Consider the following 17,741-nt stretch of genomic DNA (forward strand, 5'->3'; position numbering starts at 1 on the left):
TTCACCGCCCTGCTGCTGTCCCTGCCCGGCTCGCCGATCCTCTACTACGGCGACGAGATCGGCATGGGCGACAACATCTGGCTCGGCGACCGCGACTCCGTCCGCACCCCCATGCAGTGGACCCCCGACCGCAACGCCGGCTTCTCCGCCTGCGACCCGGGGAAGCTGTACCTTCCGACGATCATGGACCCGGTCTACGGCTACCAGGTCACCAACGTCGAGGCCTCGATGTCCTCGCCCTCGTCGCTGCTGCACTGGACCCGCCGCATGATCGAGATCCGCAAGCAGAACCCCGCCTTCGGACTGGGGTCGTACACGGAACTCCACTCGTCCAACCCGGCGGTCCTCGCCTATCTGCGCGAGTACAAGGACGACCTGGTGCTGTGCGTGAACAACTTCTCCCGGTTCGCGCAGCCCACCGAACTCGACCTGAGCGCCTACGAAGGACGCCACCCCGTCGAACTCATCGGCCAGGTCCGTTTCCCCGCCATCGGTGAACTCCCCTATCTCCTCACCCTCGCGGGCCACGGCTTCTACTGGTTCCGGCTCTCCCGAGTCCTCTCCCGCGCTGCCCTAGGGCGTTGAAGCGCGGGCCGGTGAAAGGACGTCACCATGCCGAAGACCGCATTGCTCCGTCCGAGCAGCGACAGGGCCGCCGACCTGATGACCTCGCTCGCGGGACTGCTGCGCGACTGGCTGCCCCGGCAGCGCTGGTTCGCCGGCAAGGACCGGCCGGTCACGGACCTCGCGCTGCTGTCCATGACGGAGCTGTATCCGGGGTGTCTGCATCTCCTGGTGCACACCGGTCATGCCGGTCACAGCAGTCACGGCGGGGTGCCGGCTCCCGGTGGCACTCCCCCGGCCGGCGACTGCTACCAGCTGCTGCTCGGCGTACGGGACCATCCGGCGCCGCGCCTGGGCCGGGCCCTCATCGGGCAGGTGCAGGAGGGCCCGCTCGCGGGGCACACGGTCTACGACGCGCTGTACGACCCCCGGTCGGCGCACCTGCTGCTGGAGCGGCTGCGGAACCCGGGCGCGGCGGGCCCGCTGCGATTCGAGGCGGATCCGTCGGCGCGCGTACCGGCCGGGCTGGCGCCGCGGCTGCTGGACGCCGAGCAGTCCAACTCGTCGCTGGTGTACGGCGACGCGTTCATCCTGAAGGTGTTCCGGCGCATCCAGCCCGGTGTCAATCCCGATCTGGAGGTGCCCGGCGCGCTGGCGGGCCAGGGCTGCGGCCGGGTGCCGGCGCCGGTGGCGTGGTTCCGGACGACCCGTCCGTTCGCGGCGACCCTCGGTGTGCTCCAGCCGTTCCTGCCCGACGCCTCCGACGGCTGGACCCTGGCGCTGGGCGCGCTCGCTGCCGGCGACGACTTCACGGCGCAGGCCCGTGAGCTGGGGCGGGCCACGGCGGAGGTGCACCTCGCGCTGGCGTCGGCCTTCCCCGCCGGGGAGCACGACGAGAACGCGCGGACGGCGGCCGCGATGACCGAGCGGCTCGACGCGGCGGCGCGCTGTGTGCCGGCGCTGCGGCCCTACGTGCCCGGGCTGCGGACCGCGTTCCGTGCGCTGCTCACCTGCGATGCCGGGCCGCCCGCGCAGCGCGTCCACGGCGATCTGCATCTGGGGCAGGTGCTGCGGGCCGGCCGGGAGTGGTTCGTCATCGACTTCGAGGGCGAGCCGTCCCGTCCGCTCGCCGAGCGGTGCGGCGCCCAGTCCCCGGTGCGGGACATCGCGGGGATGCTGCGCTCCTTCGACTACGCCGCCCGGCAGCGACGTCCCTGGCGCCCCGAGTGGGCGCGCCTGTGTCGCGAGGCGTACTGCGCGGGCTATGCCGCCCGCGCCGGCTGGGACCCGCGCAAGAAGCACGGTCTGCTGCGCGCGTATGAGACCGACCGGGCCGTGTACGAGGTTCTGTACGAGGCACGGCACCGACCCGACTGGCTCCCCGTACCGATGGCGGCGATCGAGCGTCTCGCCGTAAGAGGAGGCTGAAGCAGTGGCCCTGCGCGACATCACTCCCCCCGAGTCGGCCGGTCCGCCGCCGCACCCGCCGGGCACCTTCGCGGGTGCTCCTCCCCTGTCCGCCGAGGACCGGGGACGGCTGCTGGCGGGCGCCCACCACGACCCGCACTCCCTGCTGGGCGCGCACCCGGTGCCCGGCGGGATCGCCGTCCGGGCGCTGCGGCCGTACGCGCACGCGGTGCGGGTCGTGATCGACGGGGTGCGCACGTACCTCTCGTCGGAGGGCGACGGTCTCTTCGCGGGGGTGATCCCGTTCGACGCGATCCCCGACTACACGCTGCTGGTGTCGTACGAGGACGCCGACCTGGAGATCCACGACCCGTACCGGTTCCTTCCGGCGCTCGGCGACCTGGATCTGCATCTGATCCGTGAGGGCCGCCACGAGCAGTTGTGGAAGGCGCTGGGTGCCGAGCCGATGGTCCACCAGGGTGTGGCCGGCACCCGCTTCACGGTGTGGGCGCCGAACGCGCAAGGGGTGCGGGTCGTCGGGGACTTCGGTTGCTGGGACGGTACGGCGTTCCCGATGCGGTCGCTGGGGTCGTCCGGGGTGTGGGAACTGTTCCTGCCGGGCGTCGGTGAGGGCACCCGGTACAAGTTCGAGATCACTTCCCGGCACGGGCACCGTCTCCTCAAGGCCGACCCCATGGCACGGCAGGCGGAGGTGCCGCCCGCGACGGCGTCCGTGGTGACGGTCTCGCACCACGAGTGGGGCGACGCGGAGTGGATGGCACGCCGTGGGGACACCCCGGTGCACCAGGCGCCGTTCTCCGTGTACGAGGTCCATCTTCCCTCCTGGAAGCCTGGGTTGACGTACCGTCAGCTGGCGGAGGAGCTTCCGGCGTATGTGCGGGACCTGGGTTTCACGCATGTGGAGTTCATGCCGGTCTCCCAGCACCCGTTCAGTGGCTCCTGGGGCTACCAGGTCACCGGGTTCTACGCGCCCATGGCCCGGCTCGGCGGCCCGGACGACCTGAAGCATCTGATCGACTCCCTGCATCGGGCGGGGATCGGCGTGATCATGGACTGGGTGCCGGCGCACTTCCCCAAGGACGACTGGGCGCTGGCCCGCTTCGACGGGGAGCCGCTGTACGAGCCCGGGGACTGGCGGCGGGCCGAGCATCCGGACTGGGGGACGTACGAGTTCGACTACGGCCGCCGCGAGGTGCGCAACTTCCTGGTGGCGAACGCCGTGTACTGGTGCGAGGAGTTCCACGTCGACGGGCTGCGGGTGGACGCGGTCGCGTCGATGCTCTACCTGGACTACTCGCGTGACTCCGGCCAGTGGTCGCCGAATGTGTTCGGCGGGCGTGAGGACCTGGACGCGGTGGCCTTCCTCCAGGAGATGAACGCGACCGTGTACCGGCGGGCGCCGGGCGTGGTGACCATCGCGGAGGAGTCCACGGCGTGGGACGGCGTGACCCGGCCGACCGACGGCGGCGGGCTGGGCTTCGGGCTGAAGTGGAACATGGGCTGGATGCACGACTCCCTCGGCTACATGGCGAAGGAGCCCGTGCACCGCAAGTACCACCACAACGAGATGACGTTCTCGATGGTGTACGCGTACAGCGAGAACTACGTCCTGCCGATCTCCCACGACGAGGTGGTGCACGGCAAGCAGGCGCTGGTGTCGAAGATGCCGGGCGACTGGTGGCAGCGGCGGGCGAACCACCGCGCCTATCTCGGTTTCATGTGGGCGCACCCCGGCAAGCAACTGCTCTTCATGGGGCAGGAGTTCGCCCAGGGCGGCGAATGGTCCGAGCCGCACGGCCCCGACTGGTGGCTCCTCGACCCGGCGTACGGCGCGGAGCCCGATCACCGGGGTGTGCGGGACCTGGTCCGTGATCTGAACACGCTCTACCGGGGCACCCCGGCGCTCTGGCAGCGCGACAGTGATCCGGCCGGCTTCCAGTGGGTGAAGGGCGACGCCGCCGAGGACAACGTCTTCGCGTTCCTGCGGCTCGCCGCGGACGGCACGCCGCTGCTGGCCGTCTCCAACCTCAGCCCCGTGGTCCGCCACGACTACTGTCTGGGGGCGCCCGGCGACATCCCCGCCTGGGAGGAGGTCCTCAACACCGACGCCGCGGCCTACGGAGGCGGCGACGTCGTCAACCCCGACCCGGTGAAGGCCGAGCCCGCCCCCTACGACGGCCGCCCGGCCACGCTCCGGCTGACCCTGCCCCCGCTGGCGACGATCTGGCTCAAGCCCGTGTAGGTCCCGGCGTGAACTGCGCAGACGGCCTCCCCGCACCCTCTGTTACCGTGCACATATGGCAGCGAACACGGCCGATGCCCGGCTCGAGGAACGGTGGCGGGCCATCCTCGCGGTGCACGCCCGCACGATGTGCGAGATCGACCGCGCGCTGCATCCCCACGGCCTCGGGGCCAGCGACTTCGAGGTGCTGGACATCCTCGCGTCCGGGCTCGCCGCCGCGGACGCGGACGACTGCCGGGTGCAGAACATCGCGGGGAAGGTCCACCTCAGTCAGAGCGCCCTGTCCCGGCTGATCGCACGGCTGGAGAAGGACGGCCTGGTCACGCGCGCGGTCTGTGCCGAGGACCGGCGCGGGGTGCGGGTCGCCCTCACCGACAAGGGACGCTCGTTGCACTCGGAGGTGCTGCCCCTGCAGCGGGACGTCCTCGCGAGGACGCTGCGGAGCGACTGATCCCAACCGGGGGCGGCGCCCGCTCCCCCGGGAAGGGGGTGAGGCTTGTACGCCCCGAAGGCCCCCTCCCTGGCGGGTGGGGGTCAGATCTCGTGTCCCCCGAGCAGGGTGCCGACGTCGTGGGCGTCAAGGGTCAGGCCGTACGGTGAGCCGGCGTCGATGGTCAGGGACAGATCGCTGTCGGGCCACTGCGAGGCGAGGGCCCCGAGCGGTACCAGACGGTAGCGGGAGACGAACGGCAGCAGCTCGGCCATCGCCGGTTCCGAGGTGAACACCGGGACGACCTGTTCGCCTCCGGGCTGCTCCAGGACGGGCAGCGCCACGGCCGTGGGGTCGTTCAGGGCCGCGTCGTCGGCGTCGTCCGGCACGGGGACCAGGACGTCGCTTCCAGCCAGGGTGTCCAGCGCGGCCGTGTCGCCGTTGTCGAGGGCGAGGGCGGTCAGCGCCCGCTGGGCCGGTGTGGCGTCCTGGGGCGCGGGATGGTTGTTGGCGGGTATGTCCATTGGAAGATCCCTGATAGTGGGGACGGGCCGCCCGGGACAAGATCCGTACCGGGCACGACGTCCCTCGCGTACCCGATCCGCGGACGCCCATTCCTGCGCTCCGCCGCTGTCCACACGGCGGACGGGGGACGGGCTCGTGTGTCGTGGCGAGCGCGGCGTGGGGGCCCGGTGGTGAGAGGTGTGGGGGCCCCGTGATGGGAGGCGTGGAGGGCCGGTGGTGAGAATGGACCAGCGGTGGTGACCGGCGCCCACGCGCCCGCCGAGACGCTCCCCCTAGCGTGGGCGCATGACCATGCAACCCTGGTTTCCCGCCGCCAAGCTGGGCATCTTCCTCCACTACGGCATCTACGCCGTGGACGGGGTGCCCGAGTCCTGGTCCTTCTACTGGGGCGAGGTGACGCACGAGCGGTACATGAAACAGCTCGACGGCTTCACCGCCTCCCGCTACGACCCGCGGGCCTGGGCCGACCTGTTCGCCCGCGCCGGGGCGCGGTACGCGGTGCTCACCGCCCGGCACCACGACGGGGTCGCCCTGTGGGACACCGCGCAGGGCGACCTGAGCGTGGTCCGGCGGAGCCCGGCGGGCCGGGACCTGGTGGCCGGGTACGTCGACGCGCTGCGCGAGCGCGGCCTGAAGGTGGGCCTGTACTACTCGCACTCCGACTGGAACCACCCGGACTACGCGAGCGTCCGCCACCCCGACATCGAGCGGTGGCCGCCCAGCCATCCCGGTGGCAACGACGCCAACCCGTACTCCCACGCCGCGCACGGCGAGGAGGACCCGGTGGCCTGGGACCGCTTCCTCGCCTACCGCGACGCCCAGGTGGGTGAGCTGGTCGAGCGCTTCCGCCCCGACCTGCTCTGGTTCGACGGGGAGTGGGAACGCACCGAACAGCAGTGGCGGATCGCGGAGTTGGCCCGGCTGATCCTCTCGGAGAACCCGGACACCGTCCTCAACGCCCGCATGCTGAGCCACGGCGACTACGCCACCCCGGAGCAGGGCGTGCCGCTCGAAGCACCCGACGGCCCATGGGAGTTGTGCCTCACCGTCAACGACTCATGGGGCTTCCAGCACCACGACGACCACCACAAGTCGGTGCGCCAACTGGTGCGCTACTTCACCGAGACGATCGGCATGGGCGGCAATCTGCTGCTGGGCGTCGGGCCCCGCGAGGACGGGACGTTCACCGACGCGCAGGTCGAGCGGCTGGAGGGGCTCGGCGCGTGGATCGGGCGCCACAGCGACGCCGTGTACGGCACGGTCGCCGGGCTGCCCGCCGGGCACCACTACGGCCCCAGCACGCTCTCCGCCGACCGGCGCACCCTGTATCTGATGTGCTTCGACGTGCCGCGCGAGTCCGTGGCGGTCCGGGGACTACGCAACCGGGTCACCCGGGTCACCGTCCTCGGCACGGGCACCGAGCTGGACCACCGGGTGATCGGCGGCCTCGACGCGGTGCCCGGCGTGACCTGGATCGACGCCCCCGGTGAGGCCGACCTCGACCCGTACGCGACGGTGCTCGCCGTCGAACTCGACGGGGAACTGGACCTCTACCGGGGCGCGGGGCGCGACTGAGCGAGGACCTCGTCGACGGTCACCACCCGCACCAGGGGCCGGTACAGGCCCAGTACGTGCAGGGCCCTGGCGTGGGAGTCGTCGTCGGCGCCGGCGCAGGCGTCGGCGACGACCAGCACCTCGACCCCGGCGTCGGCGGCGGCGAGGGCGGTGGACAGCACGCAGCAGTCGGTGCTGACCCCGGCCAGGACCAGGGGCCCGTCCCCGCCGAGGCGGGCGGCGAGGTCCGGGCCCCATTTGCCGAAGGTGGGCGCGTCCAGGAGGTGCCGTGCGGCGCCGGGGAGGTCCTTGGAGAAGTCGTCGACCAGGTGCCAGAGCGGGGCGTCGGCCGGCCGCAGGGCGAACGTCCACCGGTCGTAGTACGCCCGCCAGGCGCCCTCGGGGTGCTCCGGCGCGATGAAGCGGGTGAACACGACGCGGTCGCCGAACGCCGGCAGCAGGCGCCGCACCCCGGCCGCGGCCTCGTCGAAGCGGGGCGCGGCCCAGGGGCTGTCCGGTTCGGCGAAGACCCGCTGCATGTCGATGACGGCGAGCAGACCGGGCGCGGTGTCCGGGGCGCCGTGGAGCGACTCCGTGGGCTGGGCGTCGGGGGCGCCGTGGGGCGACTCCGTGGGCTGGGCGTCAGGGGCGCCGTGGGACGGGTGCCCGCTCATGCGCGTCCCTCCTGCGCCCGCACCCGGCCCCTGGACAGCAGCAGGGTGCCGAGGAAGCCGACCGCCAGGGCGATGAGGACGCCCAGGTTGGCGAAGGCCCAGTCGCCGGTCCTGCCGCCGAGGCCGAGGGGGCCGAGCAGATAGCCCTGCCAGTCCAGCCAGCCCGCCGCCGTGTTGGTGACCAGGCCCCAGCCGAGGGCCGTGGCGGCGAGGGTGAGCAGAAGGGGGCCCGGTGGGATGTCGCCGTAGCGGCCGTCCGCGCGGAACAGGTCCTCCTCGGCGTAGTCGCGCCGCCGCAGCAGCAGGTCGGCCAGCATCACCCCGCACCAGGCGGCGATGGGCACGCCGAGCGTGGTGAGGAAGCCGATGAACGGGCCGAGGAAGTCGTCGGCGAAGAAGACGACGTAGACGGCGCCCGCGATCATCAGGACGCCGTCGACCAGCGCGGCCAGGGGGCGGGGCACGCGCAGGCCCGCGGCGAGCAGGGCAAGGCCGGAGGAGTAGATGTCGAGGACCGCGCCGCCGACGAGACCGAGCACGGCGACGACGGCGAACGGAATCAGGAACCAGGTGGGCAGGAGCGTGGTGAGCGCGCCGATGGGGTCGAGGGCGATCGCCTCGCCGAGTTCGGCGGAGGAGCCGGCGAGGAGCAGGCCGAAGACCAGCAGGAGCAGCGGGGCGAGACAGGCGCCGAAGGTGGTCCAGCCGACGACGCCCCGGCCGGAGGCTGTGCGGGGCAGGTAACGGGAGTAGTCGGCCGCCGCGTTGACCCAGCCGAGGCCGAAGCCGGTCATCATGAAGACGAGGGCGCCGATGAACTTCTGGGCGGAGCCCGCGGGTAGGGCGCTGACGGTGGACCAGTGGATGTGGTCCGCCACCAGCACGACGTACACGATCGTCAGGATCCCGGTGACGACGGTGATGACGGTCTGGAAGCGCATGATGAGGTCGAAGCCCATGACGCCGACGACCACGACGAGCGCGGCGACGACGACGAGCGCCACCACCTTGGTCTCGTCGCCCCCGCCGGTGCCGAGCCTGCGGAAGACGGTCGCGGTGGCCATGGTGGCGAGGGCGCACAGGACGGTCTCCCAGCCGACGGTGAGCAGCCAGGACACGGCCGCGGGCAGCCGGTTCCCGCGCACCCCGTAGGCGGCGCGGCTGAGCACCATCGTGGGCGCAGAGCCGCGTTTCCCGGCGACGGCGACGAAGCCGCACAGCAGGAACGAGAAGACGATGCCGAGGATCCCGGCGGCCAGGGCCTGCCAGAAGGAGATGCCGAAGCCGAGGGCGAACGCGCCGTAACTCATGCCGAGGACGGAGACGTTGGCGCCGAACCAGGGCCAGAAGAGGGTGCGGGGGGTGCCCTTGCGGTCGGCGTCACCGATCACGTCGAGGCCGTGGGTCTCCACCTGGAGCGGGCGGACCGCGGGGGTGCCGTCGGAGGGCGGGGCGTCCGTCATCGTCGACCTGCCTGTCTGATCGCGCTGATCACGTCCAGGGGACCGTAGGTGGGCCGGTCGGACGCGTCAAGGAGGCACCCGCACGGACGGCGTGGCCCGCACCTCGGCAGGAAAATACCCCTTTTGCGCATATTTACCGCACCTGTCAGCATCGAAAGGGGGACCGCCAACACAACAGACCGGAGACACCGTGGCAGCGGAACAGAGCGACGGCTCCGGAGTGGAATTCGTCGAGGCCCTCGTGCGGTTGCGCGCCGACGCACCGGCGGACGGGCTGGCCGACTGGGCCGGCGAGCACGGGCTCGACGTGACGCCCATGGCCGCGGGTGCCCTTCTCACGGGCCCCGCCGACCGATTCACCGAGGCCTTCGGTGAACCACCGGGCGATCGTACGGAACCCCGGTCCCTCCCGGTCCCGGCGGCGCTCAAGGGGACGGCACGGTCCGTCACCGTCCTGCCGCTGCCCGCCCTGGGCGCCGACCCCCCATTCCCGGATGCCGACCCCCCTTTCCCGGACTGAGCGACGACCGCCCCGGTCGCCCTCCCCCGCGGCGACCCCTGGAGGACCCGATGACGCTCCCCATGACGCCCCAGTACGGGCAGCCCGCTCCGGAGTTCGTGTACGGCTATGTGTCCGCCCGGTCGCGGGGCGGGGTGCCGATGACCCGGGCCACGCGGTGGGACGCGGCCGAGCCGTTCCGGACCGACCCGGAGAGCCAGGAGCGCGCCGAGGCGTACCTCCTCGCGGCCGGGCTCACCATCACCGCCGAGAGCCGGCTCGGCTTCGCCGTGAGCGGGCCGCCCGCCGCGTACGAGGAACTGACGGGCGGGCGGCTCGAGACGTACGAGGACCTGCACCAGGTCGAGATGGACCACATCCGCTACGTGACCCAGCTGGACATCGTGGGCGAGCGGCAGCCCGAGGCCCTCGGGGTGGGCGACGTACCGGGCACCGACGCGATCGAGGCCGTGGCACTGGAGTCGCCGCGGACACCGGCGCGTCTGGTGCCGTCCGCACAGCCGCCCAACGTCGACCGGTACCATCTGCGGCTGCCGGGCGACGTCGCCATGCTGCTCGGCGCCACCCGCGCCCACGCCCGCGGCCAGGTGGGGGCGGGGATCCAGGTCGCCATGGTGGACACCGGGCAGTACCCGCACACCTACTTCGCCGCGCACGGCTACCGGATCGCCCCGACCGTCGCGGTCCTGCCGGGCACGAACCCCGCGCAGGACCCCATCGGGCACGGCACCGGGGAGTCGGCGAACGTCTTCGCCGTGGCACCCGGGGCCGAGCTGCGGCCCTACAGGGCGAGCGACAACTCCGGGAACCTGACGGGCGCGTTCACGGCGTTCATCCGCGCGAAGGCCGACTGCCGGGCCGCGCGGGCCGGCGGTGCCCCCCAGGTGCTCACCAACTCCTGGGGCGGATCGCGGACCTTCCCTCCCGTGGGTCCGCCGACGGAGACCGACAACGTGTTCGCCCTGGAGATCCGGGACGCGATCGAGCAGGGCGTCACCGTCGTCTTCTCCGCGATGAACGGGCAGTTCGCCATGGAACCGCAGGTGCCGGGTGTGCTCTCGGTCGGTGGGGTGTTCGTGGGACCGGAGCTGGAGCTGCGGGCCTCCGACTACGCGAGCGGGTACGCGAGCCCCTGGTTCGAGGGTGTCGTGGTACCCGTCGTGTCCGGGCTGGTCGGGATGCGGCCCCGGGCGCAGTATCTGATGCTGCCGGTGCCGCCCGGCTGCGCGCTCGACGTGTCGGAGAGCCGTGTCCAGGGCGACGGGCAGCGGCCCGAGCGCGGCGACGACACGGGGCCGAACGACGGATGGGCGCTGTTCTCCGGTACGTCGGCGGCGGCGCCGCAGGTCGCGGGCGCGGCGGCGGTCCTGCTCGGCGCCCGACCGGAGCTGAACCCGGCCCAGGTCGTCGAGGCGCTCGCCACGACGGCGGTCGACGTCACCATCGGCGCGAACCATCCGAGATTCAACCGTCCGGCGCGGATCGGCCCGGACGAGGCGACCGGCGCGGGTCTGGTGAACGTCGACGCGGCCCTGTCCTTCGCCCTCGACGGTTTCGGCTGACGGTCCGGGAACGGGCGGCACAGAGCGCGGAGGAACCATGTCGCTGTGGGAGCGCACCCCCGAACGCCGGCGGGCGACCGCCTGGCCGCTGGCGGAGCCGCCCGGAACGGCCGCGGCGGTCACGGCGGCCGACGAGGGCGGCGGGCTGCGGCCGGGCACGCTCCACCGCGGGGTGAGCGGGGTGGACCGGGGGCCGGTGCCCATGTCCGCGGAGCAGTTCGACGGGCTCCGTGACCCCATGGCCCGGGTCTTCTTCCGGCGGGGCCGCTGGCCGATGACGTTGGAGGAGGTGCTCGACGGGCTCACCGAGGCGGGGGAACTCCCGGCGCAGTCCGTGTACCTGATCGGTGAGGCCGGTCAGATCCCCCCGCACGAGGCACCGGGGCTGCGTCGCGACTTCCGTTTCGCGATCACCCGCGCGGAACCGGGCAAGGACGCCGACCTGCTGGTCAGCAGCGACCCCGGCTCGGTCTTCCTCCAGGTCGCCGCCTGGGATCCGCGGGCGCGGGTCTTCAACTACTACATGCGGATCTCACCGGCCTGGGTGTGGACCGGTGACTCGTGGTCGGCGCTGGCACCTCGGTCGCGGGGCAAGGGCTGCTTCGACAGCCATGTCAACGGCAGCGTGGTCATGAAGGAGTTGAAGCAGCCCTGGAGCAACTGGCAGTCCATGTCCGCGACGATCCAGCTCGCCCCCGACGACCCGTTGCGCGACAACCCCCTGTACCGCCAGGTCATCGGCGCCGAGCGCCTGGAACTCACGGTGAAGGGCCTCATCGCGCGGTGGACCGCCGCGCGCCTGTCGACGGTCGTCACCGACGGCGTGGTGGCCCATCCCGACCGACTGCTGCGGCAGTTGTTCACGAGCACCACGGTCAACCTGGCCAGCACGTCCGTTCAGAGCGCGACCGTGGCCGCCTCGGGCCAGGACCTGGTGCTGCCCCTGGGGTTCTGGCTGAACGCCGACGCCCTGCTGAACGACCTCGGGCTGCCGGTGGGCGCGGGAAGCGCGCCGTCCGCGCCGGCGTCGCTGTACGCGGACAGCGTCGCCGCGTTCGGCTTCCGGATGGAGGAGCGGGTCAGCGGGTTCACACGGCCCGGCGACACGTTCTTCGCCTTCATGGTCCCCGAGGCCGCGTACGAGGACAACGACGTGGTGCGGCAGGCGGTGGAGCGGGGTCTCGTCCCCGCGAGGTTCGCGGCCTGCGCGCTGATGGTCGACTTCACCGAGCCGGTCTTCAGCCCCGCCCGCGCCCATCTGATGCGTTACGTGCCGACCGCGCCGGTGCCCGTGGCGACATGGTGCGCCGACATCGCCGCGGCCGTGGTCGACGCCGCGCGCACCCTGCCCGCCGACAGTCCCGAGGCCGAGTTCGCGCGCAACTGGGCGGTCCCGGAGGCGGAGTGGCCCGAGGTGTTCGCCCGGCGGGTGGACGCGTACCTGGAGAAGGTCGCGGCGCGGATCCGTACGGCGTCGGGCTTCGACGACTGTGTGCGGCTCGCGGAGTCCCGTCGCCGCACGTTCAAGGAGATGCGGCTCAACGAGTTCGCGCTCACCCTGCCGACGACCGACATCCCCGCCGACGCCCCTCGGCTGCGCATGCACGAGGACGGCACCGTCGGTGTCTCGACCAGCGGAGGTTCTCCATGACCACCATCAGCGCGTACGGGCCTCCCGGGCGGCTCACCGACCTCGACGAAGCGGGCAGACAGGCGTGGCACGTCTTCATCAGCGACAGCGTCGACGAGGCGATCACCGGACCGGACCCCGCCGAGGTGCTCCACAACAGTCCCCGGCCGCAGTTCTACAACCTCACCAGGACGGACACCGCCGACGACGCGGTCCGGGCGGCCGTCACCTGGACGGCGTTCCCGAACCGCCTGAGGTCCGCGATCTCCGACCGGCAGCGCTGGCAGCGCGCCGACGCCAGCCGCGACGTGCAGGACGAGTACTGCGAGTGGAGCGTGACCCGCGACGACTCGGGGCGGATCACCCGCGTCACGTTCACCTGTGAGGGCCCCGAGTACTGGGACGTGCTCGCGCGCACCGACCCGGACAAGGTGCTCGACCTCTACCGCGCGCACATCGGCCCGGCCGTGCGGCGGAGCGATCTCTTCGGCCCGGACGGCCGGTACGTGCGGCGCAACAAGTGGAACGACTCCACGTCGCAGGGCGCGATGCACCTCATCCAGCAGTCCAACACCCTCGGCGCCGAGATCGAGTTGGCGGCCGCGGCGACGATCCGGCGGGTCATCGGCGGGCGGGAGCTCACCGGTGCGCAGGAACTCATCGCCTGCGCCAAGTACGGCGTACCGGACCGCAACAGCGATCCGCACATCGGTGAGGTGGTCAACTCGGTGGCCCGGCAGAAGGCGGACATCGCGCTCAGCGACCCCGTCGGCATCTACTTCGACGATCTGGCCACCGACGGCTGGAGCACCCCCGACGGCTCCGACCCCAAGAGCTTCTGGCGGTTCGAGCGCGGAGACACCGACGTCCCCGTACGGGCCGTCTACGAGGTGCCGGGCGACCGGGGCTTCACCGTGGGCGACATCACCATCGCCGGACGGCCCATCGAGTTCGGCGCGCAGATCACCGACTTCGTCACGGTGAAGCTCACGGCGACCGCCTGCCGTATCGGCCTCAGCGCGGCCCCGCCGCAGACCGCCTGCGTGGAACTCGCGGCGGGCGACGACGTGACACCGGGCGCCTTCTCCCCCGGCGCGTTCTCCGCGCAGGGCTACCTCGGCAGTCGGCCCGACCAGGCGCCGCGCAGCACACGGCTCGTGGCGTAGCGCTCCCCACCCCCCATCCATCCCCACCGCCGGCCCTGGAGGCGGATCATGACAACGACGGAACTCTTCTCCCCCACGGAACCCGACTACCTGTCCCAGCTGACGAGCGCCGCCGCACGCTACGCGGACCGCACCGAGCGACGGGAGCGGAACCGGGAAGTGCTGCGCACCCGCGGTGTGCTGCACGCCGACGAACCGGAGCGGGTCGAGAAGCGGCTGGCGCGGCTCGGCGCGGACTGGTCGCTGGCGACGGCGATCGAGCGGGAGCCGTCGGACCCGGTCGCGGCGGCAGGGAGCACCCTGCGGCTGCCGCCGGAGAGCTTCGGCAGCGACCTGCTGGGGCTGGAGAGGCTGATCGGACGCAACAACCTCACCCCGGTGGCGTTCCTGGAGGAGGGGGCGCTCGTCTCCCGCTCGGTCGGCCGGGTCACCATCAACGGGCCCGGCGGCGGTCACGGCACCGGCTTCATGGTGTCGCCGTCCCTGCTGCTCACCAACAACCATGTGCTGCGCAGCCAGGAGGAGGCCCGCCGCAGTGTGGTCGCGTTCTCGCTCCAGGCCGGGATCGACGGCAGGCCGCTGACACCCTCGGTGTTCCAGCTGGAGCCGCACCGGTTCTTCGTCACCGACCGGGAGCTGGACTTCAGTCTGGTCGCGGTGGCCGACCGCGGGGCGCGGGGCGAGGCCCTGTCGTCCTTCGGCCGGCTGACGCTGAGCGAGGCGCAGGGCACGGTCGTCGTCGGGGAGTTCGTCAACATCATCCAGCACCCGCGGGGCGAGCCCAAGCAGTTGGCGCTGCGCGAGAACCAGATCGTGGACATCCTCGACCGGTTCACGCACTACGAGAGCGACACCCGTGAGGGCTCCTCGGGTTCGCCGGTCTTCAACGACCAGTGGGAGGTCGTCGCGCTGCACCACTCGGCCGTTCCGAAGACCGACGCCGAGGGACGTCCGCTGAGCGTCGACGGGGTGCCGTGGACGCCGGACATGGGCGACGACCGGCTGGCGTGGAAGGCCAACGAGGGGGTGCGGATCAGCCGGGTGCTGCGCGCCCTGCGCGAGATCACCCTGACCGGGGCCGCCGCCCGGCTCCGTGACGAGGTGTTCGTCCCCCGGACCGCCGCGGCCGGGCCCGCCCCGGCGCCGGTCGAGGGCGCCCCGCCGCCGGCCGCGCCCGCTCCGTCGGGCAACGGTGCGGCGGCCCGGCCCGGACCCGACGGTTCGCGGGCGTTCGTCGCCGACGGCACCGCCCATCTGACGATCCCGCTGCGGATCAGCGTCGGTCTCGACCCGTCGGTGTTCCCCGTCGCGAGCGTGACCGCCCCGCCGCCCGGCCCCGTGCCCGTGGCACCGCCCCCGGCCGGGCGGCCCGACACGGCGTCCGCCGCGGAGCGCGACGTCGACGCGGCCCTCGTCAACCACCGGCTCGCCCGCGAGCGGCCGTACTACGACCGGCCCGCCGACACCGCCGCACGCGAGGCCTACTACGCGGGCGTCGCCACCGACGACGGGGACGCGCTGCGGCGCGCGCTCACCGAGCTGCTGACCCGGACCCACGGTCCGCGGCCGCGGTACAAGCCGATGCGGCTCGTCTACCCGTGGGTGGATCTGCACCGGGACGGCCGGCTGCGCAGCATCTACTCCGGGAACGACTTCTCCGCCGAGGAGTTCATCCGCGCGGACGCGGCCGTCGAGGCGGCCCGCACGGCCCGTATCCAGGAGCTGTTCCTGCACGAGGGGACGGCGGGACCGGCCGAGTTCGAGGCGGAGTTCGACGCGCTGGAGGCGTCGATGCCGTTCAACTGCGAACACGTGGTGCCGCAGTCGTGGTTCCTGAAGAAGGAGCCGATGCGGGGCGACCTGCACCATCTGTTCGCCTGCGAGGTCGGCTGCAACAGCTTCCGCGGCAACTTCCCGTACTTCGACTTCCCCCACTTCGACGAGGCGGTGCGGGACGCCTGCGGGCTGCGCGAGTCCAACGGGTTCGAGCCGCAGGAGGGCAAGGGCACCGTCGCCCGCGCCACCCTGTACTTCCTGCTGCGCTACCCGAAGCAGGTCGGCGACACGGCGCGCGAGTTCCCGGAGGACCGGCTGCCCCTGCTGCTGTCGTGGCACGCGAGCGAGCCGGTGACCGAGTACGAACTGCACCGCAACGCCGCCATAGCGGAGCTCCAGGGCAACCGGAATCCGCTGATAGACCACCCGGAGTGGGCCGAGAAGATCGACTTTTCGGGGGTCTGGCCCTGATGTGTCGGGGCTTGTGACCACCCCGGTGGCGGGATCGGGCGGGCGGCGGTTTAGCATATGAGCGCCGCCTAGCTCGAAAGATAAATCTGTGACTGTCAACGAGGACTCGTTCACCCTTTGGAAGCACCGCGAGGAGATCGCGGAGTCGATGATCCCGATCATCGGGAAGCTGCACCGCGAGCGGGACGTCACGGTCCTGCTGCACAGCCGCTCCTTGGTGAACAAGTCGGTGGTCAGCATCCTGAAGACGCACCGCTTCGCCCGGCAGATCGCCGGCGTGGAGCTCGCGGTCACCGACACGCTGCCGTTCCTCCAGGCCCTCACCACCCTCGACCTCGGGCCGTCCCAGATCGACATCGGTCTGCTCGCCGAGGCCTACCAGGCCGACGACCGGGGCCGGTCGATCGCGGAGTTCACCGCCGAGGCCGTCGCCGGTGCCACCGGCGCCAACAAGATCGAGGGCGCGGAGGGCCGCGACGTCGTCCTCTACGGCTTCGGCCGCATCGGCCGCCTCGTCGCCCGGCTGCTGATCGAGAAGGCCGGCTCAGGCAACGGTCTGCGGCTGCGCGCCATCGTCGTGCGCGGCGGCGGCGAGCAGGACATCGTCAAGCGCGCCTCGCTGCTGCGCCGCGACTCCATCCACGGCCAGTTCCAGGGCACGATCACCGTCGACGAGGCGAACAGCACGATCGTCGCCAACGGCAACACCATCAAGGTGATCTACGCGAACGACCCGTCCGAGGTGGACTACACCGAGTACGGCATCAAGAACGCGATCCTCATCGACAACACCGGCAAGTGGCGCGACCGCGAGGGCCTTTCGCAGCACCTGCGTCCCGGCATCGACAAGGTCGTCCTGACCGCGCCGGGCAAGGGCGACGTCCCGAACATCGTGCACGGCGTCAACCACGACACGATCAAGCCGGACGAGCAGATCCTGTCCTGCGCGTCCTGCACGACCAACGCGATCGTGCCGCCGCTGAAGGCGATGGACGACGAGTTCGGTGTGCTGCGCGGTCACGTGGAGACCGTCCACTCGTTCACCAACGACCAGAACCTGCTGGACAACTACCACAAGTCGGACCGTCGCGGCCGCTCCGCGCCGCTCAACATGGTCATCACCGAGACGGGTGCCGCCTCGGCCGTCGCCAAGGCGCTGCCCGACCTGAAGGCGCCGATCACCGGCAGCTCGATCCGCGTCCCCGTCCCGGACGTGTCGATCGCGATCCTCAGCCTGCGCCTCGGCCGGGAGACCGACCGCGAGGAGGTCCTCGAGTACCTCCGGGGTGTCTCGCTGACCTCGCCGCTCAAACGCCAGATCGACTTCACCAACGCGCCGGACTCGGTCTCCAGCGACTTCATCGGCTCCCGCCACGCCTCGATCGTCGACGCGGGCGCCACCAAGGTCGACGGCGACAACGCGATCCTCTACCTCTGGTACGACAACGAGTTCGGCTACTCCTGCCAGGTCATCCGGGTCGTCCAGCACGTCTCCGGCGTGGAGTACCCCACGTACCCGGCCCCGGCGGTCTGACCGTCCGGGCAGGTATCCCACGGTCACGGGGCCGGGCGGACGACACGTCCGCCCGGCCCCGTGGTGTGACGGCCGAGGTCCGTGGCACTTGCAGTGCCATGGACCGGACGAGGCGAGGAACGGAAGTGGTGCGGCGGCACGGCGGGGCCGTCGTGCTGGCGGTGCGCCGTGCCTGGTCGGGGCCGGGCCGCGAGCGGGACCT

The 17,741-nt window shown here is 72.0% G+C and carries 14 protein-coding genes; 11 read left to right on the plus strand and 3 right to left on the minus strand.

The features are described from left to right. The 4 genes from M8J73_RS43715 to M8J73_RS43730 form a co-directional block, all read left to right on the plus strand. On the plus strand, positions 1-585 hold a 585-nt coding region (locus tag M8J73_RS43715), incomplete at its 5' end, for an alpha-glucosidase C-terminal domain-containing protein (protein WP_249829891.1). A gap of 27 nt (positions 586-612) precedes the next feature. Further along, entirely contained in the window at positions 613-1,992 is a 1,380-nt protein-coding gene (locus M8J73_RS43720) for a maltokinase N-terminal cap-like domain-containing protein (protein WP_055539764.1), read from the plus strand. 4 nt (positions 1,993-1,996) lie between these two features. Continuing rightward, the gene (glgB, locus tag M8J73_RS43725) at positions 1,997-4,234 is read left to right on the plus strand and encodes a 1,4-alpha-glucan branching enzyme (RefSeq protein ID WP_055539765.1); all 2,238 of its coding nucleotides are present in this window, start codon (positions 1,997-1,999) and stop codon (positions 4,232-4,234) included. Positions 4,235-4,289: 55 nt separating this feature from the next. Next, positions 4,290-4,685, plus strand: coding sequence for a MarR family winged helix-turn-helix transcriptional regulator (locus M8J73_RS43730; protein WP_055539766.1), 396 nt, complete (start codon positions 4,290-4,292; stop codon positions 4,683-4,685). A gap of 83 nt (positions 4,686-4,768) precedes the next feature. Here M8J73_RS43730 and M8J73_RS43735 read toward each other — a convergent pair whose 3' ends face one another. Further along, positions 4,769-5,188 (minus strand): SseB family protein, encoded by a 420-nt coding sequence (locus M8J73_RS43735; RefSeq protein ID WP_055539767.1) that lies wholly within the window; start codon positions 5,186-5,188, stop codon positions 4,769-4,771. A gap of 286 nt (positions 5,189-5,474) precedes the next feature. Here M8J73_RS43735 and M8J73_RS43740 point away from each other — a divergent pair, with 286 nt between their 5' ends. Then, positions 5,475-6,764, plus strand: a complete 1,290-nt coding sequence (locus tag M8J73_RS43740; protein WP_055539768.1) for an alpha-L-fucosidase — start codon at positions 5,475-5,477, stop codon at positions 6,762-6,764. On the opposite strand, the gene M8J73_RS43745 is transcribed toward M8J73_RS43740, so the two are convergent. Together M8J73_RS43745 and M8J73_RS43750 are read right to left on the minus strand one after the other, a co-directional pair. Continuing rightward, positions 6,740-7,417: a cysteine hydrolase family protein gene (locus M8J73_RS43745; protein WP_079054947.1), complete on the minus strand. Its 678-nt coding sequence runs from the start codon at positions 7,415-7,417 to the stop codon at positions 6,740-6,742. The two genes, M8J73_RS43740 and M8J73_RS43745, sit on opposite strands and share 25 nt — an antisense overlap. Continuing rightward, the gene (locus tag M8J73_RS43750) at positions 7,414-8,880 is read right to left on the minus strand and encodes a purine-cytosine permease family protein (RefSeq protein ID WP_055539769.1); all 1,467 of its coding nucleotides are present in this window, start codon (positions 8,878-8,880) and stop codon (positions 7,414-7,416) included. The genes M8J73_RS43745 and M8J73_RS43750 overlap by 4 nt, the downstream gene beginning before the upstream one ends. Before the next feature lie 190 nt (positions 8,881-9,070). Between M8J73_RS43750 and M8J73_RS43755 the strand changes: the two genes are divergently transcribed. The 6 genes from M8J73_RS43755 to M8J73_RS43785 all read left to right on the plus strand — a co-directional run bounded on the left by M8J73_RS43755 (position 9,071) and on the right by M8J73_RS43785 (position 17,539). Then, positions 9,071-9,400 (plus strand): hypothetical protein, encoded by a 330-nt coding sequence (locus tag M8J73_RS43755; protein WP_249829892.1) that lies wholly within the window; start codon positions 9,071-9,073, stop codon positions 9,398-9,400. 50 nt (positions 9,401-9,450) lie between these two features. Beyond that, the gene (locus M8J73_RS45145; protein ID WP_274757736.1) at positions 9,451-10,962 is read left to right on the plus strand and encodes a S8 family serine peptidase; all 1,512 of its coding nucleotides are present in this window, start codon (positions 9,451-9,453) and stop codon (positions 10,960-10,962) included. Positions 10,963-10,999: 37 nt separating this feature from the next. Next, entirely contained in the window at positions 11,000-12,613 is a 1,614-nt protein-coding gene (locus M8J73_RS43770) for a hypothetical protein (RefSeq protein ID WP_055541938.1), read from the plus strand. Continuing rightward, on the plus strand, positions 12,610-13,758 hold the full coding sequence (locus M8J73_RS43775; RefSeq protein WP_055541939.1) for a DUF8225 domain-containing protein: 1,149 nt from the start codon (positions 12,610-12,612) through the stop codon (positions 13,756-13,758). The genes M8J73_RS43770 and M8J73_RS43775 overlap by 4 nt, the downstream gene beginning before the upstream one ends. A gap of 48 nt (positions 13,759-13,806) precedes the next feature. Then, a complete protein-coding gene (locus M8J73_RS43780; protein ID WP_055537870.1) occupies positions 13,807-16,005 on the plus strand; it encodes an endonuclease in 2,199 nt (732 codons plus the stop codon). 88 nt (positions 16,006-16,093) lie between these two features. Then, positions 16,094-17,539 carry a glyceraldehyde-3-phosphate dehydrogenase gene (locus M8J73_RS43785; protein ID WP_249829893.1) on the plus strand — a complete coding sequence of 482 codons (1,446 nt, stop codon included), beginning with the start codon at positions 16,094-16,096 and terminating at the stop codon, positions 17,537-17,539. The last annotated feature ends 202 nt before the right edge of the window (positions 17,540-17,741 follow it).

The sequence above is a fragment of the Streptomyces neyagawaensis genome (genome assembly GCF_023516595.1).
GTDB lineage: Bacteria > Actinomycetota > Actinomycetes > Streptomycetales > Streptomycetaceae > Streptomyces > Streptomyces neyagawaensis.

What these genes read in the sequence shown, in the direction of transcription:
- M8J73_RS43720 (WP_055539764.1), top strand. Translation starts at nt 613, where the DNA reads ATGCCGAAGACCGCATTGCTCCGTCCGAGCAGCGACAGGGCCGCCGAC.
- M8J73_RS43780 (WP_055537870.1), top strand. Translation starts at nt 13,807, where the DNA reads ATGACAACGACGGAACTCTTCTCCCCCACGGAACCCGACTACCTGTCC.
- M8J73_RS43740 (WP_055539768.1), top strand. Translation starts at nt 5,475, where the DNA reads ATGACCATGCAACCCTGGTTTCCCGCCGCCAAGCTGGGCATCTTCCTC.
- M8J73_RS45145 (WP_274757736.1), top strand. Translation starts at nt 9,451, where the DNA reads ATGACGCTCCCCATGACGCCCCAGTACGGGCAGCCCGCTCCGGAGTTC.
- M8J73_RS43770 (WP_055541938.1), top strand. Translation starts at nt 11,000, where the DNA reads ATGTCGCTGTGGGAGCGCACCCCCGAACGCCGGCGGGCGACCGCCTGG.
- M8J73_RS43735 (WP_055539767.1), bottom strand. Translation starts at nt 5,188, where the DNA reads ATGGACATACCCGCCAACAACCATCCCGCGCCCCAGGACGCCACACCG.
- M8J73_RS43750 (WP_055539769.1), bottom strand. Translation starts at nt 8,880, where the DNA reads ATGACGGACGCCCCGCCCTCCGACGGCACCCCCGCGGTCCGCCCGCTC.
- M8J73_RS43775 (WP_055541939.1), top strand. Translation starts at nt 12,610, where the DNA reads ATGACCACCATCAGCGCGTACGGGCCTCCCGGGCGGCTCACCGACCTC.
- M8J73_RS43745 (WP_079054947.1), bottom strand. Translation starts at nt 7,417, where the DNA reads ATGAGCGGGCACCCGTCCCACGGCGCCCCTGACGCCCAGCCCACGGAG.
- M8J73_RS43730 (WP_055539766.1), top strand. Translation starts at nt 4,290, where the DNA reads ATGGCAGCGAACACGGCCGATGCCCGGCTCGAGGAACGGTGGCGGGCC.